The organism is Sporosarcina sp. P29, assembly GCF_002743265.1.
In the GTDB taxonomy this organism is placed as follows: domain Bacteria; phylum Bacillota; class Bacilli; order Bacillales_A; family Planococcaceae; genus Sporosarcina.
This window is the reverse complement of sequence record NZ_PDYX01000015.1, coordinates 1-22079: the sequence shown is the minus strand read 5'-3', so window position 1 is coordinate 22079 and position 22079 is coordinate 1. Positions and strand designations below refer to the sequence as shown.

Annotated in this window: 20 protein-coding genes; 8 read left to right on the top strand and 12 right to left on the bottom strand. The window is 41.5% G+C overall.

The genetic code is table 11. The annotated features are described in order from the left end of the window. From CSV68_RS12275 to CSV68_RS12265, 3 genes are all read right to left on the bottom strand, one after another. Positions 1 to 957, bottom strand: a complete 957-nt coding sequence (locus CSV68_RS12275) for a sugar kinase (protein ID WP_099633981.1) — start codon at positions 955 to 957, stop codon at positions 1 to 3. A 7-nt stretch (positions 958 to 964) separates the two neighbouring features. Next, positions 965 to 1888, bottom strand: a complete 924-nt coding sequence (gene gnd / locus CSV68_RS12270; protein WP_368665183.1) for a phosphogluconate dehydrogenase (NAD(+)-dependent, decarboxylating) — start codon at positions 1886 to 1888, stop codon at positions 965 to 967. A 1076-nt stretch (positions 1889 to 2964) separates the two neighbouring features. Then, complete coding sequence (locus CSV68_RS12265) at positions 2965 to 3885, bottom strand: DMT family transporter (RefSeq protein ID WP_099633979.1); 921 nt, start codon at positions 3883 to 3885, stop codon at positions 2965 to 2967. A 167-nt stretch (positions 3886 to 4052) separates the two neighbouring features. Between CSV68_RS12265 and CSV68_RS12260 the strand changes: the two genes are divergently transcribed. Both CSV68_RS12260 and rpoN read left to right on the top strand, forming a co-directional pair. Beyond that, positions 4053 to 4478 carry a DUF1284 domain-containing protein gene (locus CSV68_RS12260; protein ID WP_099633978.1) on the top strand — a complete coding sequence of 142 codons (426 nt, stop codon included), beginning with the start codon at positions 4053 to 4055 and terminating at the stop codon, positions 4476 to 4478. Between the two features lie 117 nt (positions 4479 to 4595). Beyond that, positions 4596 to 5870: an RNA polymerase factor sigma-54 gene (rpoN, locus tag CSV68_RS12255; RefSeq protein WP_099634020.1), complete on the top strand. Its 1275-nt coding sequence runs from the start codon at positions 4596 to 4598 to the stop codon at positions 5868 to 5870. Between the two features lie 180 nt (positions 5871 to 6050). Here the strand turns inward: rpoN and CSV68_RS12250 are convergent, their stop codons facing one another. Together CSV68_RS12250 and CSV68_RS12245 are read right to left on the bottom strand one after the other, a co-directional pair. After that, on the bottom strand, positions 6051 to 6317 hold the full coding sequence (locus CSV68_RS12250; RefSeq protein ID WP_099633977.1) for a DUF5839 family protein: 267 nt from the start codon (positions 6315 to 6317) through the stop codon (positions 6051 to 6053). A 187-nt stretch (positions 6318 to 6504) separates the two neighbouring features. Beyond that, a complete protein-coding gene (locus CSV68_RS12245; RefSeq protein WP_099662277.1) occupies positions 6505 to 7758 on the bottom strand; it encodes an S-layer homology domain-containing protein in 1254 nt (417 codons plus the stop codon). Between the two features lie 567 nt (positions 7759 to 8325). On the opposite strand from CSV68_RS12245, the gene tatA reads away from it, so the two are divergent. Then, positions 8326 to 8556, top strand: coding sequence for a twin-arginine translocase TatA/TatE family subunit (gene tatA, locus CSV68_RS12240; RefSeq protein ID WP_099633975.1), 231 nt, complete (start codon positions 8326 to 8328; stop codon positions 8554 to 8556). Between the two features lie 8 nt (positions 8557 to 8564). Then, entirely contained in the window at positions 8565 to 9476 is a 912-nt protein-coding gene (tatC, locus tag CSV68_RS12235; protein WP_099662276.1) for a twin-arginine translocase subunit TatC, read from the top strand. Between the two features lie 263 nt (positions 9477 to 9739). On the opposite strand, the gene CSV68_RS12230 is transcribed toward tatC, so the two are convergent. Continuing rightward, entirely contained in the window at positions 9740 to 10975 is a 1236-nt protein-coding gene (locus CSV68_RS12230) for an S-layer homology domain-containing protein (protein WP_099662275.1), read from the bottom strand. Between the two features lie 333 nt (positions 10976 to 11308). Between CSV68_RS12230 and CSV68_RS12225 the strand changes: the two genes are divergently transcribed. Both CSV68_RS12225 and CSV68_RS12220 read left to right on the top strand, forming a co-directional pair. After that, positions 11309 to 12088, top strand: coding sequence for a gluconate 2-dehydrogenase subunit 3 family protein (locus CSV68_RS12225; RefSeq protein ID WP_099633972.1), 780 nt, complete (start codon positions 11309 to 11311; stop codon positions 12086 to 12088). Between the two features lie 17 nt (positions 12089 to 12105). After that, positions 12106 to 13866, top strand: a complete 1761-nt coding sequence (locus CSV68_RS12220) for a GMC family oxidoreductase (RefSeq protein ID WP_099633971.1) — start codon at positions 12106 to 12108, stop codon at positions 13864 to 13866. 97 nt (positions 13867 to 13963) lie between these two features. On the opposite strand, the gene CSV68_RS12215 is transcribed toward CSV68_RS12220, so the two are convergent. The 4 genes from CSV68_RS12215 to CSV68_RS12200 all read right to left on the bottom strand — a co-directional run bounded on the left by CSV68_RS12215 (position 13964) and on the right by CSV68_RS12200 (position 18913). Further along, positions 13964 to 14656 carry an acetate uptake transporter gene (locus CSV68_RS12215; RefSeq protein ID WP_099662274.1) on the bottom strand — a complete coding sequence of 231 codons (693 nt, stop codon included), beginning with the start codon at positions 14654 to 14656 and terminating at the stop codon, positions 13964 to 13966. Between the two features lie 162 nt (positions 14657 to 14818). After that, positions 14819 to 16399, bottom strand: coding sequence for an ABC transporter permease (locus CSV68_RS12210; RefSeq protein ID WP_099662273.1), 1581 nt, complete (start codon positions 16397 to 16399; stop codon positions 14819 to 14821). Beyond that, positions 16399 to 17298: an ABC transporter ATP-binding protein gene (locus CSV68_RS12205; RefSeq protein WP_099662272.1), complete on the bottom strand. Its 900-nt coding sequence runs from the start codon at positions 17296 to 17298 to the stop codon at positions 16399 to 16401. Before CSV68_RS12205 ends, CSV68_RS12210 begins: the two co-directional genes overlap by 1 nt. A gap of 136 nt (positions 17299 to 17434) precedes the next feature. Then, complete coding sequence (locus tag CSV68_RS12200; RefSeq protein ID WP_099662271.1) at positions 17435 to 18913, bottom strand: S-layer homology domain-containing protein; 1479 nt, start codon at positions 18911 to 18913, stop codon at positions 17435 to 17437. 167 nt (positions 18914 to 19080) lie between these two features. Between CSV68_RS12200 and CSV68_RS12195 the strand changes: the two genes are divergently transcribed. Both CSV68_RS12195 and CSV68_RS12190 read left to right on the top strand, forming a co-directional pair. Then, positions 19081 to 19269: a DUF6440 family protein gene (locus CSV68_RS12195; RefSeq protein ID WP_099633966.1), complete on the top strand. Its 189-nt coding sequence runs from the start codon at positions 19081 to 19083 to the stop codon at positions 19267 to 19269. Positions 19270 to 19363: 94 nt separating this feature from the next. Then, positions 19364 to 20206: a tyrosine-type recombinase/integrase gene (locus CSV68_RS12190; RefSeq protein WP_099662270.1), complete on the top strand. Its 843-nt coding sequence runs from the start codon at positions 19364 to 19366 to the stop codon at positions 20204 to 20206. Positions 20207 to 20344: 138 nt separating this feature from the next. Here CSV68_RS12190 and CSV68_RS12185 read toward each other — a convergent pair whose 3' ends face one another. Both CSV68_RS12185 and CSV68_RS17445 read right to left on the bottom strand, forming a co-directional pair. Beyond that, a complete protein-coding gene (locus CSV68_RS12185; RefSeq protein ID WP_099662269.1) occupies positions 20345 to 21436 on the bottom strand; it encodes an NAD/NADP octopine/nopaline dehydrogenase family protein in 1092 nt (363 codons plus the stop codon). A 358-nt stretch (positions 21437 to 21794) separates the two neighbouring features. Then, the coding region (locus CSV68_RS17445; RefSeq protein WP_233192919.1) for a hypothetical protein at positions 21795 to 22079 on the bottom strand (285 nt) is incomplete at its 5' end.

The window sequence follows — 22079 nt, the reverse complement described above, 5'->3', positions numbered from 1 at the left end:
CTACCTCCTTACGTCTGATGTGAAGCCGCCTTTAAGTCCTTCATTGAACTCTTCCAGTGTAGGTAAACCGTCTATATCACCAAACTGCTGGATAACTCTTGCGCCGAGGCTATTTCCATATCGTACACTTTCTTCATGATGACAGTTTAATAAAAGGCCGTGCACGAATCCCGCCGCAAATGCATCACCTGCACCTACCGGGTCAACTATATTAGCAACATTCAAAACAGGAATCTCACTATAATGTCCACTTTCATACAGCACTGTACTCTCTTTTCCACGCTTAATGACTATGATTTGCTGTGCATTTGTTTGTAAAGTTTGGCAAATCTCGCGGATTCCAGTTTGATTTGTCAGAAAAGCCGCTTCTTCCATACCCGCCAAAATATAATCTGCTTTTACAGCAATCGCATTTAAGACTTCAAATGCCTCTTCCTTGTCCCAAAGCTTAAATCGAATATTGGGATCAAAAATAATTTTAACGTCATGTTTGCGTGCTAATTCTATCGCTTTAAATACAAGTTCTTTACAAGAGCTGCTTAGAGCCGGAGTTACTCCTGTAACATGTAGATATTTCAGTCCTTCAAAGATGTCTTCAGGAAGTTCTTCCTTTTGCATGTGGCTTGCCGCAGAATCTTTTCGGTAATAGTATACGTTCATGACATCGCTGAATTTTTGTTCTTTAAATAAAAGACCCGTTTGGGCATTTTCTATCATCTTGAGATGAGTAGTATCAATCCCTTCTGATTTAATACTTTTTAGGATACGACGACCAAATGGATCATTTCCCAATTTGCTCATATACGAAACTCGATGACCTAGACGTGCTAGACCAGTAGCAAAGTTGGACTCTGCACCTCCGATCTTCTGATATATCTGTGGAAGATCTTCTAAGTTACCTATTGCTTGAGACTGAAATATCACCATCGTTTCGCCAATTGTAAATACATCTGTCACTATAAGTTCACTTCCCCTCTACCTCATGACCACCGAATTCTTTTCTTAATGCAGCCACGACCTTTCCACTGAAAGTATCTTCCTGCATTGATCGGTTCCGTACCATTAACGATAAGGCTGTAACTGGAACCGGCACCTTCAAATCCATTGCTTCTTCTACCATCCATTGTGCTTCTCCCGACGCATTCATCTTACCTACAATGGATTCCAATCTGGGATCCTTCCTGAATGATTCCTCTACAAGCTCCATCAGCCAACTTCTAATGACTGATCCATTATTCCAAAGTCGCGCTACTTCCTTATAATCAAATGGATATGGACTTTCATTCAATACTTCAAATCCTTCTGCAATTGCTTGCATCATTCCGTATTCAATACCGTTATGGATCATTTTTAAATAATGTCCACTACCTGTTTTACCGGTATACAAAAGTCCACCTTCACAGCAAATCTCGATTAAAAATGGTTCAATTCGTTTATAGCTATCATGGTTTCCGCCTATCATTGCGCAAAGTCCTTCTCTAGCACCGTCTATCCCACCACTTGTACCAACATCAAGTAGGTTCAGACCAGCTTTTAGATATACCTCATTCCATTTTTCAATTTCTTTATAATAAGAATTCCCGCATTCTAGTACTGTAGAACCTTTTGGAAGGGCTTTCAAAAGTTGTTCTAACATTAATTCGGTTTCTTCACCATGCGGAATGAGTATTAAGATTATGTCTTCAGGCTTAATTTCCTGTATAAATGATTCCCATTCACTAATAAACTTGAACTTTTCAGTCTGAAATATTTCTTCTCGTAACAATTGATCCTTTACTTGGGGAAGTATATCGTAACCGGTTATAGAATAGCCTTTTCGTAAAATATTAATCGCCAGATTTCTTCCCATCTTTCCTAAACCAATTAAAGCGATCTTCAAAGCTCTCACTCCCCGTTATTTCATCTTCATTATTACTAAACAACGTTCTTAAACCACACCGTTGTTCAGCATTGGTGAACGGCGTTTTGATAGAGAGTTAAAAAAACATCATTAATAAAACCTGAAGCAAGTATATTTCTTTTTCCAGTTAGTAGATACATAACTCAAGTTTTTATTTAGCATTGAGAGCTTTAATGTTTCTACCTCCCTATATTGATTAAAAGTATATTCAATCTTATCTGTTAAATCAAGGTTTATTTTTCTGTATTTTCTAACGCGTAATATAAAAATTCACTTTTTTGAAACTTTGACACTTTAATATTAACTCCAGTGCCTTTCAATTCTACTAAACGAATGGCTTCAAAGTTGATCTTTTAAGACATTGACCCTTTTCATTACCTGAGGAATTACAGTACTTTTCCATTCTTTATTTTATTAATAGCAATACAAAAAAATCCAGAGCTTTGTACTATAACTGCAATAAATATCAATTCAATAAAATGTGCTGGATAACTGCTTCCCTTAAGAATAAATTCTATCCCATCAGTAAGAAATAGTGTTTAAGTTTAACATGATGCAAGAACGCGCAGTACTTATTTATCAAATACTGAATTATATGCCATATAACCAACAGCTATTGCTAACAAACCTAAAATGAATATTGCTCAAACTGAGAGATTTCCTCTATATAAATCACTTAATTCCAATAGATACTATAAGAGCGTAATAACAAATGGAATAATTGAACCAATAAGGAATGTATATCCTGCGAGAAGCTCCGCATTCATAAAGTCAATACCTAATGGGATAGATAAATTCTCGCCATTACACGATGAATTTTTTTATGAGGTCGGCAAAGTATTGAATATAAATGACTCTATACTTTCCGTCTATGATTCTCTCATAGACAACTTTCTACACTCACTTTAATGTCACCACTTCCACATATTCCGCAATTCTATATAAATGCTACACGAATGTCCTCTATTATTTTTGTTCTCTATGCACGAAGTAGAAACAAGCTCCATAACCAAAATGCTGGTTAACAGATTATTAGTGTTCGTGTATTTAATTAATATCTATAGCTAGCCAACAGGCGGGACGTGTTTATTCCGGTTCCTAATAATCGCCTCCAATGACCCAGAGCCGAATAGCACACCCGCGATAATTAATGCTAGACCTATATAATGGGCCAGGTAGATTGTTTCACCGAGAAATAGACTAGCTGCGATTAAAGAGAAGAACGTATTCAAGTTTAAGAAAATCGACGAGCGTGCAGCACCAATTTTTTCGATGGCGGAGTTGTATAACATGTGCCCGACAGCTGTAGCTAATAGAGCTGAGAAAAAGAAAATTGCCCAGATGGATGGTGTTCCGCTATCCAGGCGCCCCAAGCCACCTGGTTCCTTTACGAGCGAAACTATAAAAAGAATCATGGAACCGAACAGAAACATATATCCTGTCAGCAACTTCGCGTCCATCGTTTGGGACGCTTTTTTAATCAGTATGAAGCTGAGTGCCTGGGACGCAATCGACAGAAATATTTCAATATCGCCAAACGAGATTTTGCCAATTGTCCCGCTACCCGCCAGGACGATGACACCGACTCCGATACCGCCAAATAGGAACCCGAGTGATCGTACGAATGTAACACGTTCCCTCAGAATCAGAACGGATAACGTAGCTGTCAGCAACGGTCCGAGGCCTAATATCAATCCTCCGTTGGCCGCGCTGGTCCTCGACAATCCCTCAGCTAGAAAGTAATGATGTAATACAACATTGGTCATCGCACCGCCAAGGATATAGAGCCACTCCTTATTTTTCGGCAAACGGATTTTCTTCAGTACGAACAAGATAATGAATACTGATAATGCGGCGACCATGATCCGCAATGAAGTAATAGTAATTGGATCGAAATAGGTCACAAGATATTTGAGTGCTGAAACGTTCATTCCCCATGTGAACATAACGAGCACTAATGTGATAATTACTTTTATGTCTTTCATAGTCCACTAGCCCTTCTTTGCAGAGTATTTTCGTATTGGCTAATTATAGAAGGTACACACATAAAGTCAATGTCACATAATTCTCACTTCCCTGCCGCACGCAATTATGTGTATACTGAATAATAAAATTAGTTAACTACTATACAGTTCAGAAAAGGCGGGTTTCTATGATCAAACTACGTGGGCACCATATCTTTTGTTTGCTTGGGTACCGTGGCATGGGCTATTCAGAAGAGTACACAGCCAATATGACGCAGATCCATGACGTATTGCGAGAGCGGCCCGATACATTGATTCAGATCATGAAAGGGCCTGATTATTTATGCGCAAAGTTTCCTGAAGGGCAACCATACCATTGTCAGGATGATGGAATTTATGAACGTGATACGGTTATTTTACGTAAGCTCGGATTGAAGGTCAGTGATGTGCTCCCTTGGCGCGAAGTCGAGAGAAGGATTCGACTCCATGTCGTGCCCGATGATATTGTCGTTGTGTGCGAGACGTGCTCTTGGCGTTCGTATGGGTTTTGCCAGGAAGGTGTTGACGACGTGGTGGAGTCGAGAGGATTGCGGCAAGTTCTTCAGGAAAAATAAACTTTTTCGAACAATAGTCCAAATTGAAAGTGCATGCTATGATAAGTACATAGAAATGAAAGCGCATTCATATACTTTCACTATGTAACTTATTATGAGGAGGAGATTTCGTTGAATATGTCTCTCCAACAAAAACAAGAACTCAGTTTACGGATGACGACTGAACTCCGTCAAGCGATCGAGCTATTGCAATTATCGACTTATGATCTGGAGCTATATATACGGGAAAAAGAGTTAGAAAATCCTGTGATTGAGATACAAGAAGCCAAAAGAACAGATTCATTTCAAGAACGTCAGTCGCTAAACTACTCACGTCAGGAAACAGATTCAACAGAATGGGCGAAGCAGCAAGAAGTCAGTATGCGTGATCAAATGCTTCGACAAGTTGAGGTCGATTTCAAAGATCCGAAGACGAAGCAATTACTGAAGACGTTGATTCATAGTTTGGATGACAACGGGTATTTATGTGCCGAGATGCACGCTGTAGAAAATGTAGACAAAGGTATTGAATTACTACAGCAAATTGGGCCGCCTGGCATAGGTTCTCGGACATTGCAGGAGTGCTTGTTGCTGCAAGTTAGAAGTTGCGAAGCGTGTCCCGAGTTAATGGAAACGTTCATATCAGAGTATTTACCCTATGTCGCCGAACGTAAATGGCAACAGATCGCGAATGGTATGAATAGCACGCTGGCGCACGTAAACGAACTGCATGAATTTCTGCTGACGCTCCATCCGAGACCCTGTCCAGAACTCGGTCATAGTGAAACAGAATTCATGATGCCCGATGTGATCGTAGAGGAAAAGCACGGGAAGTTGTCATTTCATTTGAACGATCGGGATCTTCCGAAAATCGGACTACGCAAAGAGTATGTGTCTTCTCTAAAAGGGACATCCGATCTGTCTTCTTATTTGCGTGACTATCATAAACAAGCACAATGGTTACTAACGAGTATCGAACAGCGACGCAATACGATCATTCGCATTGTGACGGACCTTCTCGAAAAACAAGACGCGTTTTTTCGAGAAGGAAGAAAGGCTTTGCAACCGATGACGATGAAAGAAGTGGCGGATCGTATTGACATGCATGAGTCGACCATCAGCCGTACTGTATCCAACAAAGTAATCCAAACACCTGCTGGAACGTTCGAAATGCGCTCTTTATTCACATCCAAACTGGCTGCACAGGACGGCGACAGTGTATCGCAGTCCGCTGTGAAAGCATCGATCCAGTCACTGATTGCAAAAGAGGATAAACGTAAGCCTTTATCCGATCAAAAGATTGTCGATTTGCTATTAAAAGAACAAGGGATTACTATTTCGCGTAGGACGGTTAGCAAGTATAGAGAAGCACTTCATATTCTGTCGTCTAGTAAGCGGAAGTCGATTTTGTAAGCTGTACTTTTTCATCTTCAGTTTGCGAATGTTGACCTAACACTTATGTCGTTGCAGTAATTCAATGAAGCTTAGCTAGTCAAGCACAATAGGATGACCTTCCTAGAATACCCGTCTTCAAGTAAAAACAGCTCATCCCCAGTTCAAGACAGGGATGAGCTGTTTTTATTTTCTCAGTACTTATTTCTGTGGTGCCCTCTCAAAAATCTTGATCACACGTTTGTATCTTTTTTGTGTTTCTTCAAATTCTTCACGATATACGTCCATTACGAGAACCGACTTGAGACCCAATTTCGTACGCACGAGAACGATATCTCCTTTTTGAATCGGTTCTTCCCTTAACTTTTTCGGTATATGCCAAGTAAAGAATTTCTCTGTGTTGAGTTTTAAAACCCCGTCTTCATTTCCAAGTATATGAAGGGCTTTAATCGTATTATTCATGTCCATGCAGTCATTCTACTCCTTTGTCAAATGTCATATATTGCAAGTCTAGCATAAATTCATACTATTTCATCAATAAATTCATAAGACTTTTCACAACTGCTTTTTGAAAGTGGGTCGGTTGAATAGTACGGTATCAACTCATATAAAAACGTGCAATCCATCCTTATTGACGGGTTGCACGTTTCTTTATTCAATTCACAAACGAGGTGAAGCCATCCGAAGAGTTGAATTTCACTTTGAAGCGTCCATAATCAGAATCCAAGTTAAATGTATATTGATCAAATGTGTATTTGGCGTCTGTTACCGGATCCAATTCGATTTGTTGAGTAGTGGTGACATATTTAGCTACAATATTTTTATGCCCATAGGTTATAAACTCGGCTTCCAATACTTTTTTGGCTTCATTGATCGTCAGCTGGAAGTTCTTTGTCCCAACCTTTGTATACTGTAATGAATTCATCTTCCATTTGTTGTCTTGTTTTTTAAATTGATAGGCTACAAACCCGCCAACCGAATAACCATTTTGGAATTCCACTGTGTTTACATTCAGTGTATTGGAATCGGGTTGTGTAAACTCGAACCGTACCAACGGCTCATTATTAATAAATGGCAAGACGTTAACGTAGCAGTCCTCGCATTTAGGATTATAGTAACCTTTCAGATTGCCATCTACAAATGCTTTTGTCGCACTCATACGTAGAGTAGACGTAATATCCGAATATCCCCACTGATACATGCGTGCATCACGCATAGTCTTCTCCAGTTCAAACGTTCTGCGATTGACGAGATCCCACGCTTTGCCTTTTGTTACTTTATCAGTCGCTGGTCGAGCTTCCTTGACCTTGATGGATGCGTATAAGAACTGTGCATAGTGCGCGCGCGTAACGGGTTCATTCGGCTTAAATTCACCGTCAGGATAACCGCTCGAAACACCACTTGCTTTTAACGCATTGGCGTGTGTGTAGCCCCAATGCTCAATATACACATCGTAAAATGAATTTTGTTTCGTCATATACAAATCAAATGCGATATCGAGTACTTTCGCCATCTGAATGCGTGTGATCGGTGCCTCCGGGTTGAAGTAGCCATCCATACCGCCACTAAAGATACCAGCTGCAGTCAATTTCATGATGGAGCTATAGTATGGATGATTCTTCGGTACATCATAATACGTCACTGCCGTTGTCGCTTGTGGTAGTTTCAGTGCTTGATCCAACAACTTCGCCACGTGTTTACGTGAGATCTGTTCCTGTGGCCGGAACGTGTCGTCTGGATAGCCCCCTATAAAGCCTTGATCCTGTAAATATTGGATTGCTTCATAGTTCGGGTGATTCTTCGACACATCCTTGAATTCCTTCGTTGCCGCTTGCGTGGAACCAAATGATACAAATGAAAGCATAACGAGCAGTACCGTCCAAACGAAAATCCGACTAGTCTTGTTCATAATCTTTCCTCCTCAGTGAGTTATTTTGTCGGCTGTGGGTTACTTGTTATTAATATTCTACCAAGTTTCAAATGATTCGTATATACTTATTTTCGCAATATTGCGAATAATTTAACTATATTTTTAATATTTTGTAGCTTTAGAATTTTTACGTTATAAAAGTCTTTGTATTCATCATCTCTAAGAAATAGACTTCTCACGAAAACACCATTTGACCTATTGTACGAAGTTTGGTAGCATGAAAAGATTGTTACACTTTCGACAAATTTCGATTTTGTTTAATGAAATTGTCGAAGGATTTATAATACTACAACGAATACGTTCATGGCCTCAAGCCTCCCAGTGTGACAATTAATAATTCCACTGGGGATAATTTCGACTATAGTGGTCTAGACTTCATTCAATGTGGAAAACTTATTTGTTGTGAGTGCAAGCAATTTCACTCATAATAGTGGTACAACCCTACTGCAACAGTCGGTGCACTTGCCTACCGTACTGCGGAAGGCATTCAGAAATACCGTAAACAAGGCGGATCACTCGTATAAATTAATAGGAAAGGATGGATGGATGATGAATATAGCAGCAATCGGTGTACCTGGGCTCATTATTATCCTAGTAATTATCTTGATTCTTTTCGGACCTCGTAAATTGCCTGAAGTCGGCTCAGCAGTCGGTAAAACTTTAGCAGAGTTCAAAAAAGCTACAAAAGATATTATGGGCGATGATGAAGAGAAAGACAAGACAACTGTTACGCCTCCAAAGGCAATTGAAACAGACAAAAAAGATATGAATAAGTAGGTGACAAGATGGATCCGTATAGTGATCACAACCGTAAAATCCTTAGCCCGTTAGATAAAAAAGCAAAAGATGAAGAAGCTGCGCTACCCGATCACTCTGCGGAGACTTCTTCCACTGAACAGCAGGCTGTGCCTGAAAAGCTGAAACCCGAACCACAACCGGAAGAACCTAGAATGCCACCGCCAGAAGAACCAAAAGATGAGAAGGCTGATGCAGATCCTGCATTAATCGAACATCTCACGGACCTTCGTAAGCAGCTTATCAAAAGTGCAGTGGTGTTCTTGATTTTCTTCATTGCTGTCTTCAGTACGATCAATCTGTGGTTCCCGTACGTTACACGGGGCTATACACTGATCGTCCTAAGTCCGCTTGAAGTCATTTCGTTCTATACAACAATTTCCGCTGCGATGGCGTTTGGTTTATCTGTCCCGTTCGTCTGTCATTTCCTCTGGCAGTTCGTCAAACCGGGTCTGACGCAGAAAGAAGGACGTTTCTTAAGTCTGTACTCCCCTGCAATCCTAATCCTGTTCGTTGGCGGTCTCGCGTTCGGTTATTACGTAGTCAATCCACTGAGCTATAACTTCTTAGTGAAGCTCGGTAAGATGAATTTCGATGTCATGATTACGGCAAAGGAATATGCACGTTTTCTATTAATGACGACGATGCCAATCGGCTTGCTGTTTGAGCTTCCGATCGTCGCACTATTCCTGTCCGCTATCGGTATTCTGACATCTGAAACTATGAAAAAAGTGAGAAAGTGGTCATACGTAACGCTCGGTGTAGTGTCTGCGTTAATCACCCCTCCTGATTTCTTAAGCCAGTTGATCATCCTCATTCCAATGATCGCTTTATATGAAGCAAGTATTTTCATTGTCATGAAAACGGAAAAACGACTAGTACCGGATGCAGATGCATCGTAATAAATATGAAAAAGCGTCCCACTTTACAAAGTGGGACGCTTTTTTCGTGTCTCTAAGAGGTTTTATTTCATTATCCGCTCATTAAACACCCTGAAGCGCTCTATGACACTACGTATTCGCTCTATCTGGACGTGTTAACGCTCTATCCCGCCTCACGACCGCTCTATGCATCCGTATCTCCGCTCTATCCACTTCTTCAACCGCTCATTAAAGCGCTCTGCCAAAACGGCAGAGCGCTTTAATGGTTATATTATGACTGCTTATTAGTAAGCATAGCCATCGTCTGAATTAACCCGAATCGTCTCACGGCCATTTTCGGAGTCTACATTAAATTTGTACTGCGTAAATGAATACTTCTCTTTCGTAACAGGGTCTTCTCCTGTTTCTTTAGTTTGTGAAACATATGTTATTTTAACCTTTGAAGAATAGGCATAATTCAATTTCACCACACGCTCGGCTTCTTGTCTTGTCAGCTCAAAATTCTTTTTCCCGACAGCAGCGCCGGAAAAATCATCCATCTTCCAACTACCTGATTCTTTCTTAAACACGTAGTCAACAAAGCCGCCACCTACTAAAAGATTACTAAATGAAACGGTATGGATACGAAGTGTGTTGGCGTCTGGTTGTGTATAGTCAAAACGCATGGAAGGTTCGATTGTTAAACCAGGAAATAAAAACGAATCGCAATGTGTACAAACACTTGGGTAATCTTCTTTCAATAAGCCGTCCACAAATGCTTTTGTAGCGTACGGTAGTTGTTTTGAACGCAGTTGACTGTATGATTGTTTATCCATTTTCCCTTGGACGCGGATTCCCTCGATTACATTAGGAAGGCGCATAGTCAAATCGACCGCTTTTTCTTTGCTGACTACACTGCCGGAAGGTGTTTTCCCCACTTTCATTGCACGATACAAAAACTCTGAATAATGCGCACGTGTAACGGATTGATTGGGAAGAAACTTTCCGTGATCCCCTTTTGTTACGCCGTTAGAATACAACGCACTGGCATGTACGTATCCCCAATGCAAGAAGCTGAGATCTTCAAACTGGGCTGGTTCCTTCATATTGAACTCAAACGCCAAATCTAGCATCTTCGCCATCTGGATTCGTGTGATGGACGCATTCGGATTAAATTTCTTGTCGAGTCCCCCACTGACGATCCCCTTGTTGTATAACTTCATGATCGGTTTATAATACATATGGTTTTTCGGCACGTCGGAAAAGACCAATTTATCGGTAGGTGGCTGCGGAAACTTCAACACTTGATCGAGCAAAGACGCTACGTGCTTGCGACTCACTGGTTCACTTGGACGGAATGTTCCGTCTGGATAACCATTGATATAACCCGCTTTCTGCATTTCTTGAATCGCGGTGTAGTTCGGATGCTTCTTTGATACATCTTTAAAGTCTTTTGCTGAAGCTTCGTTTAAATCTGCAAAAACAAACGATAATACTAGCGCGAATGCCGTCCATAGTAGAACTCGTACGGATTTTTTCATACTTTTCCACTCCTCCTGTAGTTAGCAGACTATAAAACTATCTACACTTATATTACCAATAAATTACCTGAAAACATAGACACTTTTATTCGACAAAAAAACTATCCCATCTAGTCTATACTTTTTTAGATCTTTGTTGCATCTTTTTACTTCCATCCGTTGAATAAACTTCCATTCATTATTGACTGATCTCAGATTGTATTTTCACGATTCCTAGCGAATAGGGGTTGCCATCTTTCACTCCTGATGACCACGAGCCATTGACAAAATGTCGCATTGTGGATAGTATTGTCAAATTGCTAGCTAATCGTTTTAAAACTAGGGGGATGGAAAATGGCCGATGAAAAAGGGTTGAAGCCAGGCGAATCCAAAGCTTCACAAGCACCGGATACTAGTCGTCGTCGATTTATGAAAAATTCCGGTATGATCGTCGGAGGAGTTGCAGGTGGTTCTTTACTAGGTGGACTATTAACTAACCAATTTAAATCAGAAAATAGCACGCCCGTAAAAGAGGAGAAGAAAACAGCGGAGCCTACACAAGCGCGCATGTTCTTTGAAAGATACGAGGACTTTGTTGTTCTTGAACAAGCTACTGAACGCATACTACCTGAAGGCGCAAGTGGTCCAGGAGCAATTGAATTAGGTGTTCCGTATTTTATTGATAAACAAATGGCGGGCATTTGGGGGATAAATGGAACCGATTACAGACAAGGTCCATTTACAGTTGTAGATCCACCGGTTGATCAATCGAGTTTGAACAGAGGCCAGATTATGGTAACAGGACTTCGGAAAATGAATGACGAAAGTAAAAAACGTTTCGACGTTACATTTGATAAAGCTGAAGAAGATCAGCAAATTGAGATTATGCAAGACTTTGAGAGTTCTAAAGTGAAATTACGTGGCGTGAGTTCTGCTGGTTTCTTCGGATTGCTTCGTGAACTGACGATGGAAGGCGCTTATTCTGATCCACTTTACGGTGGTAATCGCAATATGGCTGGCTGGAAAATGCAAGAGTTCCCAGGGGCTGTACCTTCCTACGCTGATATCATTGAAAAAGATGAATTCGTTCAACGTGATCCAATGAGTCTAACAAGTTATCAACAAAAATCGTAATATAAGGGGTTACTTACATGGCTGAAAAATTAGATAAAGTGGACGTAGTCGTCATTGGAAGTGGTTGGGCTGGAGGAATAGCTTCCGCTGAACTGAGTAAAGCGGGCTATAAAGTTGTCTGTTTAGAGCGAGGTAAAGAGCGAAGCACGAAAGATTTCATTGGTTCAAAAGATGAACTTCGTTATACAAAGCGTCATGAATTAGCGCAAGACTTAACGAAACAAACGATGACTTTTAGAAATAATGTCGGAGATGACGCGATTCCGATGCGTAAACATAATGGCTACCCGATTTATGATGAAGGTACAGGCGGCACATCGGTTCACTGGTCAGGCTGGTCATATCGTTGGCTTCCATTTGATTTTGAAATTCGCACTAAAATCATTGAAAAGTATGGTGAAGAGCGTATTCCAAAAGATATGATCGTACAAGACTGGGGTGTTACGTACGATGATATGGAACCCTACTATGATAAGTGGGAAAAAACGGCTGGAATTTCTGGTGAAGTGAATCCTTTAGGACCGCCACGTTCTGATGCCTATCCAAATCCGCCAATGAAAGAATCACCTGCTATTCGATTGTTTACAGAAGCTACGGAGAAACTAGGCTACCATCCATTCCGTATGCCCGCTGCAACGATCTCACAACAATATGTCAATCCAGATGGTGAAACGATTAATGCGTGTGTATTTTGTGCATTTTGTTCCATGTACGGCTGTGACTTTGCGGCGAAAGCCGACCCGATCGTAACGGTTCTGAAGACAGCACAAAAAACAGGGAACTTCGAATTACGTAACAACGCACACGTTAAACGAATTCTTCATGACGGCAAAAAAGCGACAGGTGTATTGTACGTAGATCCATTGACACTTGAAGAATTTGAACAACCGGCAGACTTGGTTGTATCGGCAGCCTTCTTCTCCGGAAACAATCGATTAATGATGTTATCTGGAATCGGTGAGCCCTACAATCCCGAAACTGGTAAAGGCGTAATCGGTAAAAGTTTCACTTCCCATTACACGGGAATCGGTGGAAATTCAGCCACTGCCTTTTTTGAAGAAAAGAAATTCAATACATTTGCAGGAGCTGGCGCACTAGGTTCTGTAATTGATGATTTCAATGGGGACCATATCGATAATACAGATACAGACTTCCTTCACGGATTTAATATTAGTATTTTCCAAGATGGTGCTGCAGCCATTGCCAATAACCGTGTTCCACAAGGCACACCATATTGGGGTAAAGAGTTTAAAGAAAAATCCGTTCATTATGCGCACCGTTATTTAAATATTGGTGGGATGCAAGGCACTATGCCGCATACTCATAACTATATGGACTTAGATCCAACGTATAAAGACATATATGGCGATCCTCTTCTTAGAATCACAGCGAAGTTTACGGATCAAGAACGCAATATGGCCAAGATGATTGCGGAAAAATGTGCAGACATCGCGGAAGCAATGGGTGCCGATATTGTTAACACTCCACCTGTAGCAGACGATGCAGAAATGACTTCTTCAAGCGTCAATACACACGCAGCAGGCGGTGTGATCATGGGTGAAGATCCAGAAACCTCAGCTGTTAACACGTATTCACAAGTATGGGATATGGAAAACGTATTTGTTGTCGGCGGCTCTTCATTCCCACACTTTGGTAACTCCAATCCAACTGAAACTATTGGTGCATTTGCTTACCGCGCTGCAGAAGGTATGATCGACTATCTTAAAGGCGACGGCGGTTTACTAGTTGAAAGTAAGACACGTAAAGAAACGGTTTAATAGAGAAAATCCACACAAAAAGCATCTGCGTAAACGTAGATGCTTTTTGTGTGGAATATATCTTGTATAAATGTACTGGTGTCTGGTTGGATATTGTTTAGCTAAACGTGTTTTTTACTTTTAAGTCCTTACTTGTTTTCACAGAACGTGCCGATGGTGCCTTCGCTTCATCCGATTTCTTGAAGATGCCAAACGGCTTTCCTACCGGTATGAATTCTCTGCCGAAATGTTCGTTTAGAACTGCTGCACCCGCTCCGTAGAACGATAGCAATGAAATAATCATTTCTGAGTAGGCCGCCAATTGCTGAGGGAATGCACCGAACAAGCCGAAACTATCGAGCGCCAAGCCGATAAACAGAAAGTTGATGAAGAAAAATATAGAAAATAAGACCTTATGTGTTTCCATGGCACCGATCGTCAAAAATAGCGTCAGAATTAGATAGCCGACGAATGCGAAGCCTAATTGATGCGGATCCACTCCTGCTGCCAGTGTTTCTCCGAAGATCCCTCGTTGCATCATCCAAGAAGCTGCAACTGCCAGCCAGAAAAGTCCGTATGCACCGAATGCCGTAGCACCGAATGTGTTATTACGCTTCGTATCGATCACGCAAGCAAATAATTGAGCGAAACCACCTAGAAGTATCGCCCAAGGGATAACAAATGAAACATCTGTCGTAATGCCCAGTTTTTGTGACGACGCGACGAGTGTTACCATCGCCAAACCGAACAAGCCTATTGCAGAGGGGTCTGCGTTAACTATTTTTGTTTCTTGATTTTGATGTATACTCATGACAACCTCCTGAAAATCCAACCAAACCTCACTCATAATAGCACTAATTATTATTTCAGGAAATCATTTTCCACAATTCCTTTCAATAAAACTAGTGCTAGTTTCAATTTGTGCTAAATTAGTCAAAATTGGAAGTAAATTTCATCATTAGTAGACGATTACTTATCCTTCTATATCCCGTGCATTATAGCGATGAAAACCGAAAATAAGCAAAACACCTGCTACTGCCACCAATCCCCCCGCATGCAGCCAGTTCATATCTTCAATCGGCAACTTGGAAACAAAGCCAAACGGCGAAAGCTTTTCCATCCATTTCGGAAACTGAAACAAGCCACCTAAATACAGCGTTAGGAATCCGTAAAATAAATAGAGCCAAACGAAGCCCGTCGCCTTTTGTGCGATGCCGATTAAACATGTGCTAATTGCAATCATCACGACTACAGCAGGAAAATGAACGATACTAGCTTGCCATACAGTTACGAACGTAAAAGGTTCATCCATCGATGTAGTGCCGGCTAACCATAAACCGAGTGCCGAGAAGCTCAACATCATAAATCCAGTGCACAATGCCAACACCAAGTAAGAAGCTAGTAACTTATTTCTCGAAACTGCGCGACCTAGCACATTATCAACACGCGATTTCCGTTCCTCGCCCACTATTTTATGGATAGAAAGCAATGCAGGAATTGTACTGATAAATGCGAGTACCGCCATCAACATGGGCAAGAACTGGGCAGTCAATGAACTGTTTTCATCCGCTACAATCATTGCAGCAAGCATTTCATTATCTTTAAAAAATGAATCTAAATCGCCTAGGACGGAACCGTAAGACAACCCGAGCACTAGCATGCCAACCGACCAAGAAATGAACGCGGTTCTTTGCAGTCGCCAAGCAAGTCCGATCGGATGGCGCAATATAACCGAAGCATGCGCGCGTCCACTTCTTGACGGAAGATAGCCCGAGCCGATATCGCGTTTTCCCTGCAGTATGACGGCTAGTGCGAACGCTAAAAGACTTACGACCAGTAATCCACCTACTGGCACCCAGTTGTTGTCACTGTACGGCTGAACCTGCGTAAGCCAGCCAAACGGTGGAATCCACTCAGTAACTGATCGCAATACATAACAGCCGATCATCACGGTAAACGATAGACCTACCGCACCCCGCGAACTTTCCGAGAGTTGTGCGCAAACCGCTGTCACACCTGCAAAAAACAAGCCGATCGCACCAAGCGATGCACCGTAAATAAGTGATCCAGCTAATCCCATACTGTCGAATGAAAGACTATATAATCCGACACCGATTAGCAACGCGAGTAGCAAATTGACACCGCATAGCGTAAGCATCGAAGCCGTTAGTTGCGAATGTCGAGCAACGGGTAACGAACGCAGTAATTCCGCCTGCCCCTCTTCTTCCTCAGCTCGCGTATGGCGCACCATCAATAAAATATTCATGATGGCAACTGCAATGGCAGTCATCAACAACATCTGATGTGAAACCATAGCGCCCAGCGTGTAATTTGCTAGATCTCCAGGACCTACCATTGCCTCCATCGCGGGATTTTTCATCGTTTCCGCCAGTAGATTACGATCTTGCTCGGTCGGATACAATTCCTTGAAAGCAGGCGGTACAACAAGCGTCATGGCGGTGATACCAACGAGCCACCACATATAGCGCATGCGATCTTGCCGGATTATAAATCGGGATAGACGAAGAACACCTGCAAATAGGGCCCCCTTCATCACACGTCCCTACTTTCTACGTTTTCTTCATAATGCCGCATGAATAGATCTTCAAGCGTAGGCGGCGCACTTTCGATCTTCCGTATACCGTATGCGCTTAACTTGTGCATAATCGCTTCCATTTCATCTGCATCCGCGTGAAACGTCCAGCCGGCTTCTGTCGGTACTACATCATGGACACCTTGCCACGAAGCGAGCGACTCAATCGGAATTCTTGTTTCCACCGTTAGCTGCATCCGCGTCAAATGTCGTAGTTCATCCAACGTACCGCACTCAATCAGACGTCCTTGACGAATAATTCCCACGCGATCGCAAAGCCTCTCGACTTCCGACAAAATATGGCTCGACAGCAACACTGTCTTCCCTTCCGCTTTCACTTCCGCGACACATTGCTGAAATACTTTCTCCATTAGAGGATCGAGTCCAGACGTCGGTTCATCTAGCAAAAACAATTCCGCGTCGGAAGCAAACGCCGCCACTAAAGCGACTTTTTGTCGATTTCCTTTCGAATATGTTCGGCACTTCTTCGTCGGATCCAACTGAAAACGCGCAAGTAACTCTTCACGCCGTTGTTGATGTACATTCCCTTGCAAACTCGCGAATAAATCAATCACCTCGCCACCCGTTAGTTGCGGCCACAAATTCACGTCTCCCGGCACATACGCAACACGTCGATGAATATCCACTGCGTCTCGCCATACATCCTTGCCGAAAATCGTTGCCGTTCCCTCAGTAGCACGAAGCATACCAAGTAGAACCCGAATTGCCGTCGACTTCCCTGCGCCATTCGGTCCGATGAAGCCAAACACTTCACCGTTCTTCACAGTTAAATCCAGTCCATCTAACGCCTGATGCTTACCGAAAGTTTTCGTCACTTGATTCATCTCAATCACATTCATCTGCATGCCCTCCCTTAGTTTGAGTTAGAGCTTGTTATTGATTGTAGTGTAGCATATGTCGAGCCTACTGAAGACATTTTTTTCGTACCAAAAAGCAGACATGTACTGCATGCCTGCTCTTCGTATATCTATTCAATTAATCAAACACCATATCATCTTCTTCACTAACAACCGCATCTACATGTAGATAACTCCCCAATTTACTCACTCGGACCGTCATACCGTAGTAAACCCTATGGCTACCCGGTGCCACTTTACTATCCGGGAAACCCACAAAAAATTCTCCTGTTTTTTTCGGCGTTATGCGGAACACATTCGTTCCCGGATCTCGGGTGACGGTCGCAATTTCCTCACTCCCCTTAGGCAACACATGCTTGCCGAGAATAGCACCATCCCAAATCTGCAACACTTCATTCGGCTTGATCGGCGTGATATGCGTGTAATAATAAAATTGATCTTTGTGCTCAGTAGACGTTACGTAATAACGCATTACTTCGCCACCCTCATACTTGACTGTCGCAATGAATGTCCCTGGTTGATCAAAATAGATCACATGGCAATATTGAAGCGTGGAATTTTCGCATCGTTCAAATTCCACACGTTCATTCACCAGTTCACCTAGTTCTGTAGATAAAGAAATCGACTCTGCATCTATGAATGCCTCGTTGTTTTCTCTTCTTTCATAATGCTTCCATAGTTGTGCTGGCGTTGAATAGATATCAGTTGTCTCTTCCAATGAAATATCCCATGCACCATTGACCTTTTTAACATGCACATAGTATTTTCTGTAGTTTTGATCATCTGTATCGGATGAAGCTACTCCTGAAAATGTCAGTGTCGCCGTTCCTTCTTTCTTCGGCACAATATGAATCTTCGTTTTTAAATTGACTTGACTCGGTATTTCACTGTCTCCCACAATATCAACTATATCCGAGTTCGTTTTGCTGACGTCGTTGAATCTCTTCCATTTAAAATCTTTCGCACGGATCGTCAAAATCCCTGGCTTCACATCTTCTGCCGCTTTCAGTAATTTCGCTGCTTGACCTCTCGTAATGGAAGCATTCGGACTAAATGTGGTAGGTGAAGTTCCCGTTGTCAGCCCGAGTTGATACAAACTATAAATCCCATCTCTATGGCCGTTTTTATGCACAACGTCTTTAAATCCATAATCCGGATCGCGATACAACGGCAATTCGAACGCTTTGATGATGATCGAAGCCATTTGCGCGCGCGTAATCGAATCGTTCGGCCCGAATCGTCCGTCACCATAGCCGTTGATGACTCCTTTTTGCGCTAATGCCGCAATCGCCTTATAGTAACCATTTGCAGTCGAAACGTCTTTGAATTTTGGATCTTTTATATGCGTAGTGGGAAGTTTCGTCATCTTCACGATAATGGCAGCCGCCTGCCCTCTCGTAATGGACTCGCTAGGACGGAAAGTTCCGTCTGGATAGCCTCCAATTATATGACGTGACGCCAAGTCATTCACCGCTTTCGCGAAATGCTTCGAATCTGGAACATCCGGAAATTTCGCTTTGTCTGCTGCTGCACTTGATACAGGCAAACCGCATACTAGCAAAATCGCACCGAGTATCGCTATGATTATATTCTTCATTCGACTTCATCCTCTCCGTAGTCTAGTCATGTGCCGTACAGACGAAGAATTATAGAAATAGTTTCAAATGCTCTTTAGATTATTACATTACTTATTAGGCGTTAAAAGAATTTTGAATAATCAAATAGCCGACGGTATAGTAATACTAATACAAAGGAGGGTCTGCTATGGATAAAAAACGTTTTGAAATTATCGAGAAACAAGGGAAATTGATGCAATTCCAAGTGATACGTGACAATGAAACGGGCGTGCTTTATATGTCGCAAGCACAAGGCTACGGTCTTGGAATGACAGTCCTCGTCGACGCGGAAGGAAAACCACTCGTGGATGAAGAGTATTTGCGATCGGGTCGCTAAACTATGTAAACATCTACACTCTCTCAATGAATAAAATTCTTTCATACGGACATACTGGCTACTACTAGATTGCTAATATGGGAGTGTGAATAGGATGTTGATTTGCGAAGCTTGGACAAAATATGAAGCAGATAAACGCATTGAAGGATATTCTCCTCTGACACTGAAAATGTACAGTTATCAATGCGATATGTTGAAACGATTTGTCGGTGATGTATCGATGGAGGATATCACGACGGACGAACTGAAAACCTATCTAATCGAATGCGGCAGTCACTTAAAACCTTCGAGTCTCGGACACCGTGTTCGATTCATCCGATCATTATTCAAATGGACACATGAAGAAGGATTTATGGCGAAAAATCCAGCGTCTAAATTAAAAGAGCCTAAAATGGGTCAACGCATTCCAAAGTTCCTTTCCAAACATGAAATAGAACATTTACGCGAAGCCTGCGACACCTCGATGGAGAAAGCCTTATTCGAGTTTTTCTATTCAACCGGTTGCCGTATAGGAGAAGTAGCTACACTCAATCGGCGAGATATTGATTTCATCGGCAACTCGGTCATCGTGCTCGGTAAAGGCGACAAAGAACGCGAAGTGTATTTCAATGTACGGTGTGCGATTTGGCTAAAACGATATTTAGAAGAACGCGACGATCAAGACCCCTGCCTATTCGTCACCGAGCGGAATCCGAAGAAACGTATGAGCATCGATACACTGCGTTATACTCTCAAGCGTGTATCGAAACGCTCAGGTATTAATAAATGTATACACCCTCATCAGTTACGGCATAGTTATGCTACGCATCTGATTAACAACGGTGCCCCGCTTGAAGTAATCCAAAGTTTACTCGGACACGAAAAAAGTGAAACTACACGAATTTATGCGCACTTGAGCGGGAAACTACGCCATGACTTGTATAGTAAGTATTTTTAATGTGGATCAACGTACAGATACTTTTTTCTATTCGTCAATGCTACGCTCGCTAGGAAAACAGTATACATCCATTTAAAGACCCCCTCACAGAATTGTAAGGGGGTCTTTACCATTTGAATTTGTGTATTTGGCAGTTTCTTACGCTGGTATCATAAAGTCATGATTCGTAAAACCAATTATTTTCTCCAGATTTCCCTTGCCAAGTAACTCCACCGTTCTGGCGTTCTTTCTGAAGTCTACGTTTAACGCTGCAGAAGCGATATCGATCAAGCTACTGCAAGTAGGTGTTTTAATACCCAACATTTGTCCAAGAGATTCTAATAAAACTAAGCCTTCGGGTACGTCTTCTGTAATAAATCGGGAATCTGCTACAAGCGGACCTTCTGGCGAACTGTTCTTTGCATACGTCAGAAACGCTTCTTTCGCATCAATAGTTAGATCTTCAGAATTACGGTACCTACACGCTTCCACATAAGGTAATCTTTCTGCCCCAATTGCCTCAAGAACATTCATCTTTTCATCGTCTAAACTGTTGACGATGTTCCAAACATGCGGTGTAAATACTTCTTTATACATCCAATAATCGCCTTTTGTATGTTCAATGCGAGGAATACTCATAATTCCACCGATTGTATGAACAATTAAATTAGGATTATGAAGAGCTGCTTCGATAATCGAATTCAGATAAACAAAGTTATATTCTAATGTGTTCAGCTTCTCCTGTATTACTTTTTCATTGCAATTAGTAAATATCGCTACAGGATTTCGCACATTCTTGAATAAAACTTTTACTTTCCCAGGTTCTACAATTCGACAATCAATTGGAGAACTTTGTGCTTCCACTATAGTGAAACTTTTCTCTTTTTCGTGTTTTAAGAAATAGGCAGTAGATAAGTAACCTGGTTCCAGCAACACAATTTGATCTTCATTCATGAATGGAATAATACGTTTGATTACGTCCTCATGGTAATTTGTTTGCACATATATAATAATAATTTCAGCATTTGTAATAGCCAATTGTACATCCGTCGTGACTAAATCGAGATGCACAGTAGTTTCTACAGAATGATCTAGTAATGTGATTTCGCCTTTATTTCGCGCAATATGGTCGAAATGTTCAGTATGCAGCCCCTTGGACGTTTTCAATAAGGTGACCAAGTGACCTTTCATTTTTAAATCTGCTGCAATGGTTGTACCTCCGTGCCCTGCTCCTACTACTGTTATGTTCATAAAGTTCCCTCCAATGATTTGATATAAAGATTCATCAATTTCATAGTTACGGGCCCATTTTATATAAACCTTCAAGAGTGTTTACAAAGAGTCTATTATAAGGTTTTTTAGAATACATTTTCCCTCATTAAAATGAAGACAAGTTTCTACCAAAAAAGACTGCTTTCTTTTTTCTATTTATTAACTTTTCTGTATTACTTCTCTAGTATACACCCTATTTGAAAATTTAGATAATTATAGCAATATTTAATTAATTATTAATTAGACAATGATAGCTGAATTAAAAAGTGTGGTTACGTTATATGAAAGAGACTTCCTCCACTTGCACAAATGGCATGTTCAGAAAAATGCTGAACCATTATTTATTAAAGGACTTTGAAAAGGCATTGAAATAGTATGAAAGGTTGAGTAGTATTGTAAAATATAGACAGATACAAAAAGCACGAATTGAAACTTCAAATCCATAGCGATGGAAATATTTTAGTAAGTAGTTGCTTATTTGTTTACTGTGGGTTTGGGTTTGGGTTTGGGTTTGGGTTTGGGTTTGGGTTTGGGTTTGGGTTTGGGTTTGGGTTTGGGTTTGGGTTTGGGTTTGGGTTTGGGTTTGGGTTTGGGTTTGGGTTTGGGTTTGGGTTTGGGTTTG

Bases quoted from the DNA above. Each gene is read 5' to 3' on its own strand.
- CSV68_RS12265 (WP_099633979.1), bottom strand. From the start codon at position 3,885: ATGAAAGACATAAAAGTAATTATCACATTAGTGCTCGTTATGTTCACA.
- CSV68_RS12260 (WP_099633978.1), top strand. From the start codon at position 4,053: ATGATCAAACTACGTGGGCACCATATCTTTTGTTTGCTTGGGTACCGT.
- rpoN (WP_099634020.1), top strand. From the start codon at position 4,596: ATGTCTCTCCAACAAAAACAAGAACTCAGTTTACGGATGACGACTGAA.
- CSV68_RS12250 (WP_099633977.1), bottom strand. From the start codon at position 6,317: ATGGACATGAATAATACGATTAAAGCCCTTCATATACTTGGAAATGAA.
- CSV68_RS12245 (WP_099662277.1), bottom strand. From the start codon at position 7,758: ATGAACAAGACTAGTCGGATTTTCGTTTGGACGGTACTGCTCGTTATG.
- tatA (WP_099633975.1), top strand. From the start codon at position 8,326: ATGATGAATATAGCAGCAATCGGTGTACCTGGGCTCATTATTATCCTA.
- tatC (WP_099662276.1), top strand. From the start codon at position 8,565: ATGGATCCGTATAGTGATCACAACCGTAAAATCCTTAGCCCGTTAGAT.
- CSV68_RS12230 (WP_099662275.1), bottom strand. From the start codon at position 10,975: ATGAAAAAATCCGTACGAGTTCTACTATGGACGGCATTCGCGCTAGTA.
- CSV68_RS12225 (WP_099633972.1), top strand. From the start codon at position 11,309: ATGGCCGATGAAAAAGGGTTGAAGCCAGGCGAATCCAAAGCTTCACAA.
- CSV68_RS12220 (WP_099633971.1), top strand. From the start codon at position 12,106: ATGGCTGAAAAATTAGATAAAGTGGACGTAGTCGTCATTGGAAGTGGT.
- CSV68_RS12215 (WP_099662274.1), bottom strand. From the start codon at position 14,656: ATGAGTATACATCAAAATCAAGAAACAAAAATAGTTAACGCAGACCCC.
- CSV68_RS12210 (WP_099662273.1), bottom strand. From the start codon at position 16,399: ATGAAGGGGGCCCTATTTGCAGGTGTTCTTCGTCTATCCCGATTTATA.
- CSV68_RS12205 (WP_099662272.1), bottom strand. From the start codon at position 17,298: ATGAATGTGATTGAGATGAATCAAGTGACGAAAACTTTCGGTAAGCAT.
- CSV68_RS12200 (WP_099662271.1), bottom strand. From the start codon at position 18,913: ATGAAGAATATAATCATAGCGATACTCGGTGCGATTTTGCTAGTATGC.
- CSV68_RS12195 (WP_099633966.1), top strand. From the start codon at position 19,081: ATGGATAAAAAACGTTTTGAAATTATCGAGAAACAAGGGAAATTGATG.
- CSV68_RS12190 (WP_099662270.1), top strand. From the start codon at position 19,364: ATGTTGATTTGCGAAGCTTGGACAAAATATGAAGCAGATAAACGCATT.
- CSV68_RS12185 (WP_099662269.1), bottom strand. From the start codon at position 21,436: ATGAACATAACAGTAGTAGGAGCAGGGCACGGAGGTACAACCATTGCA.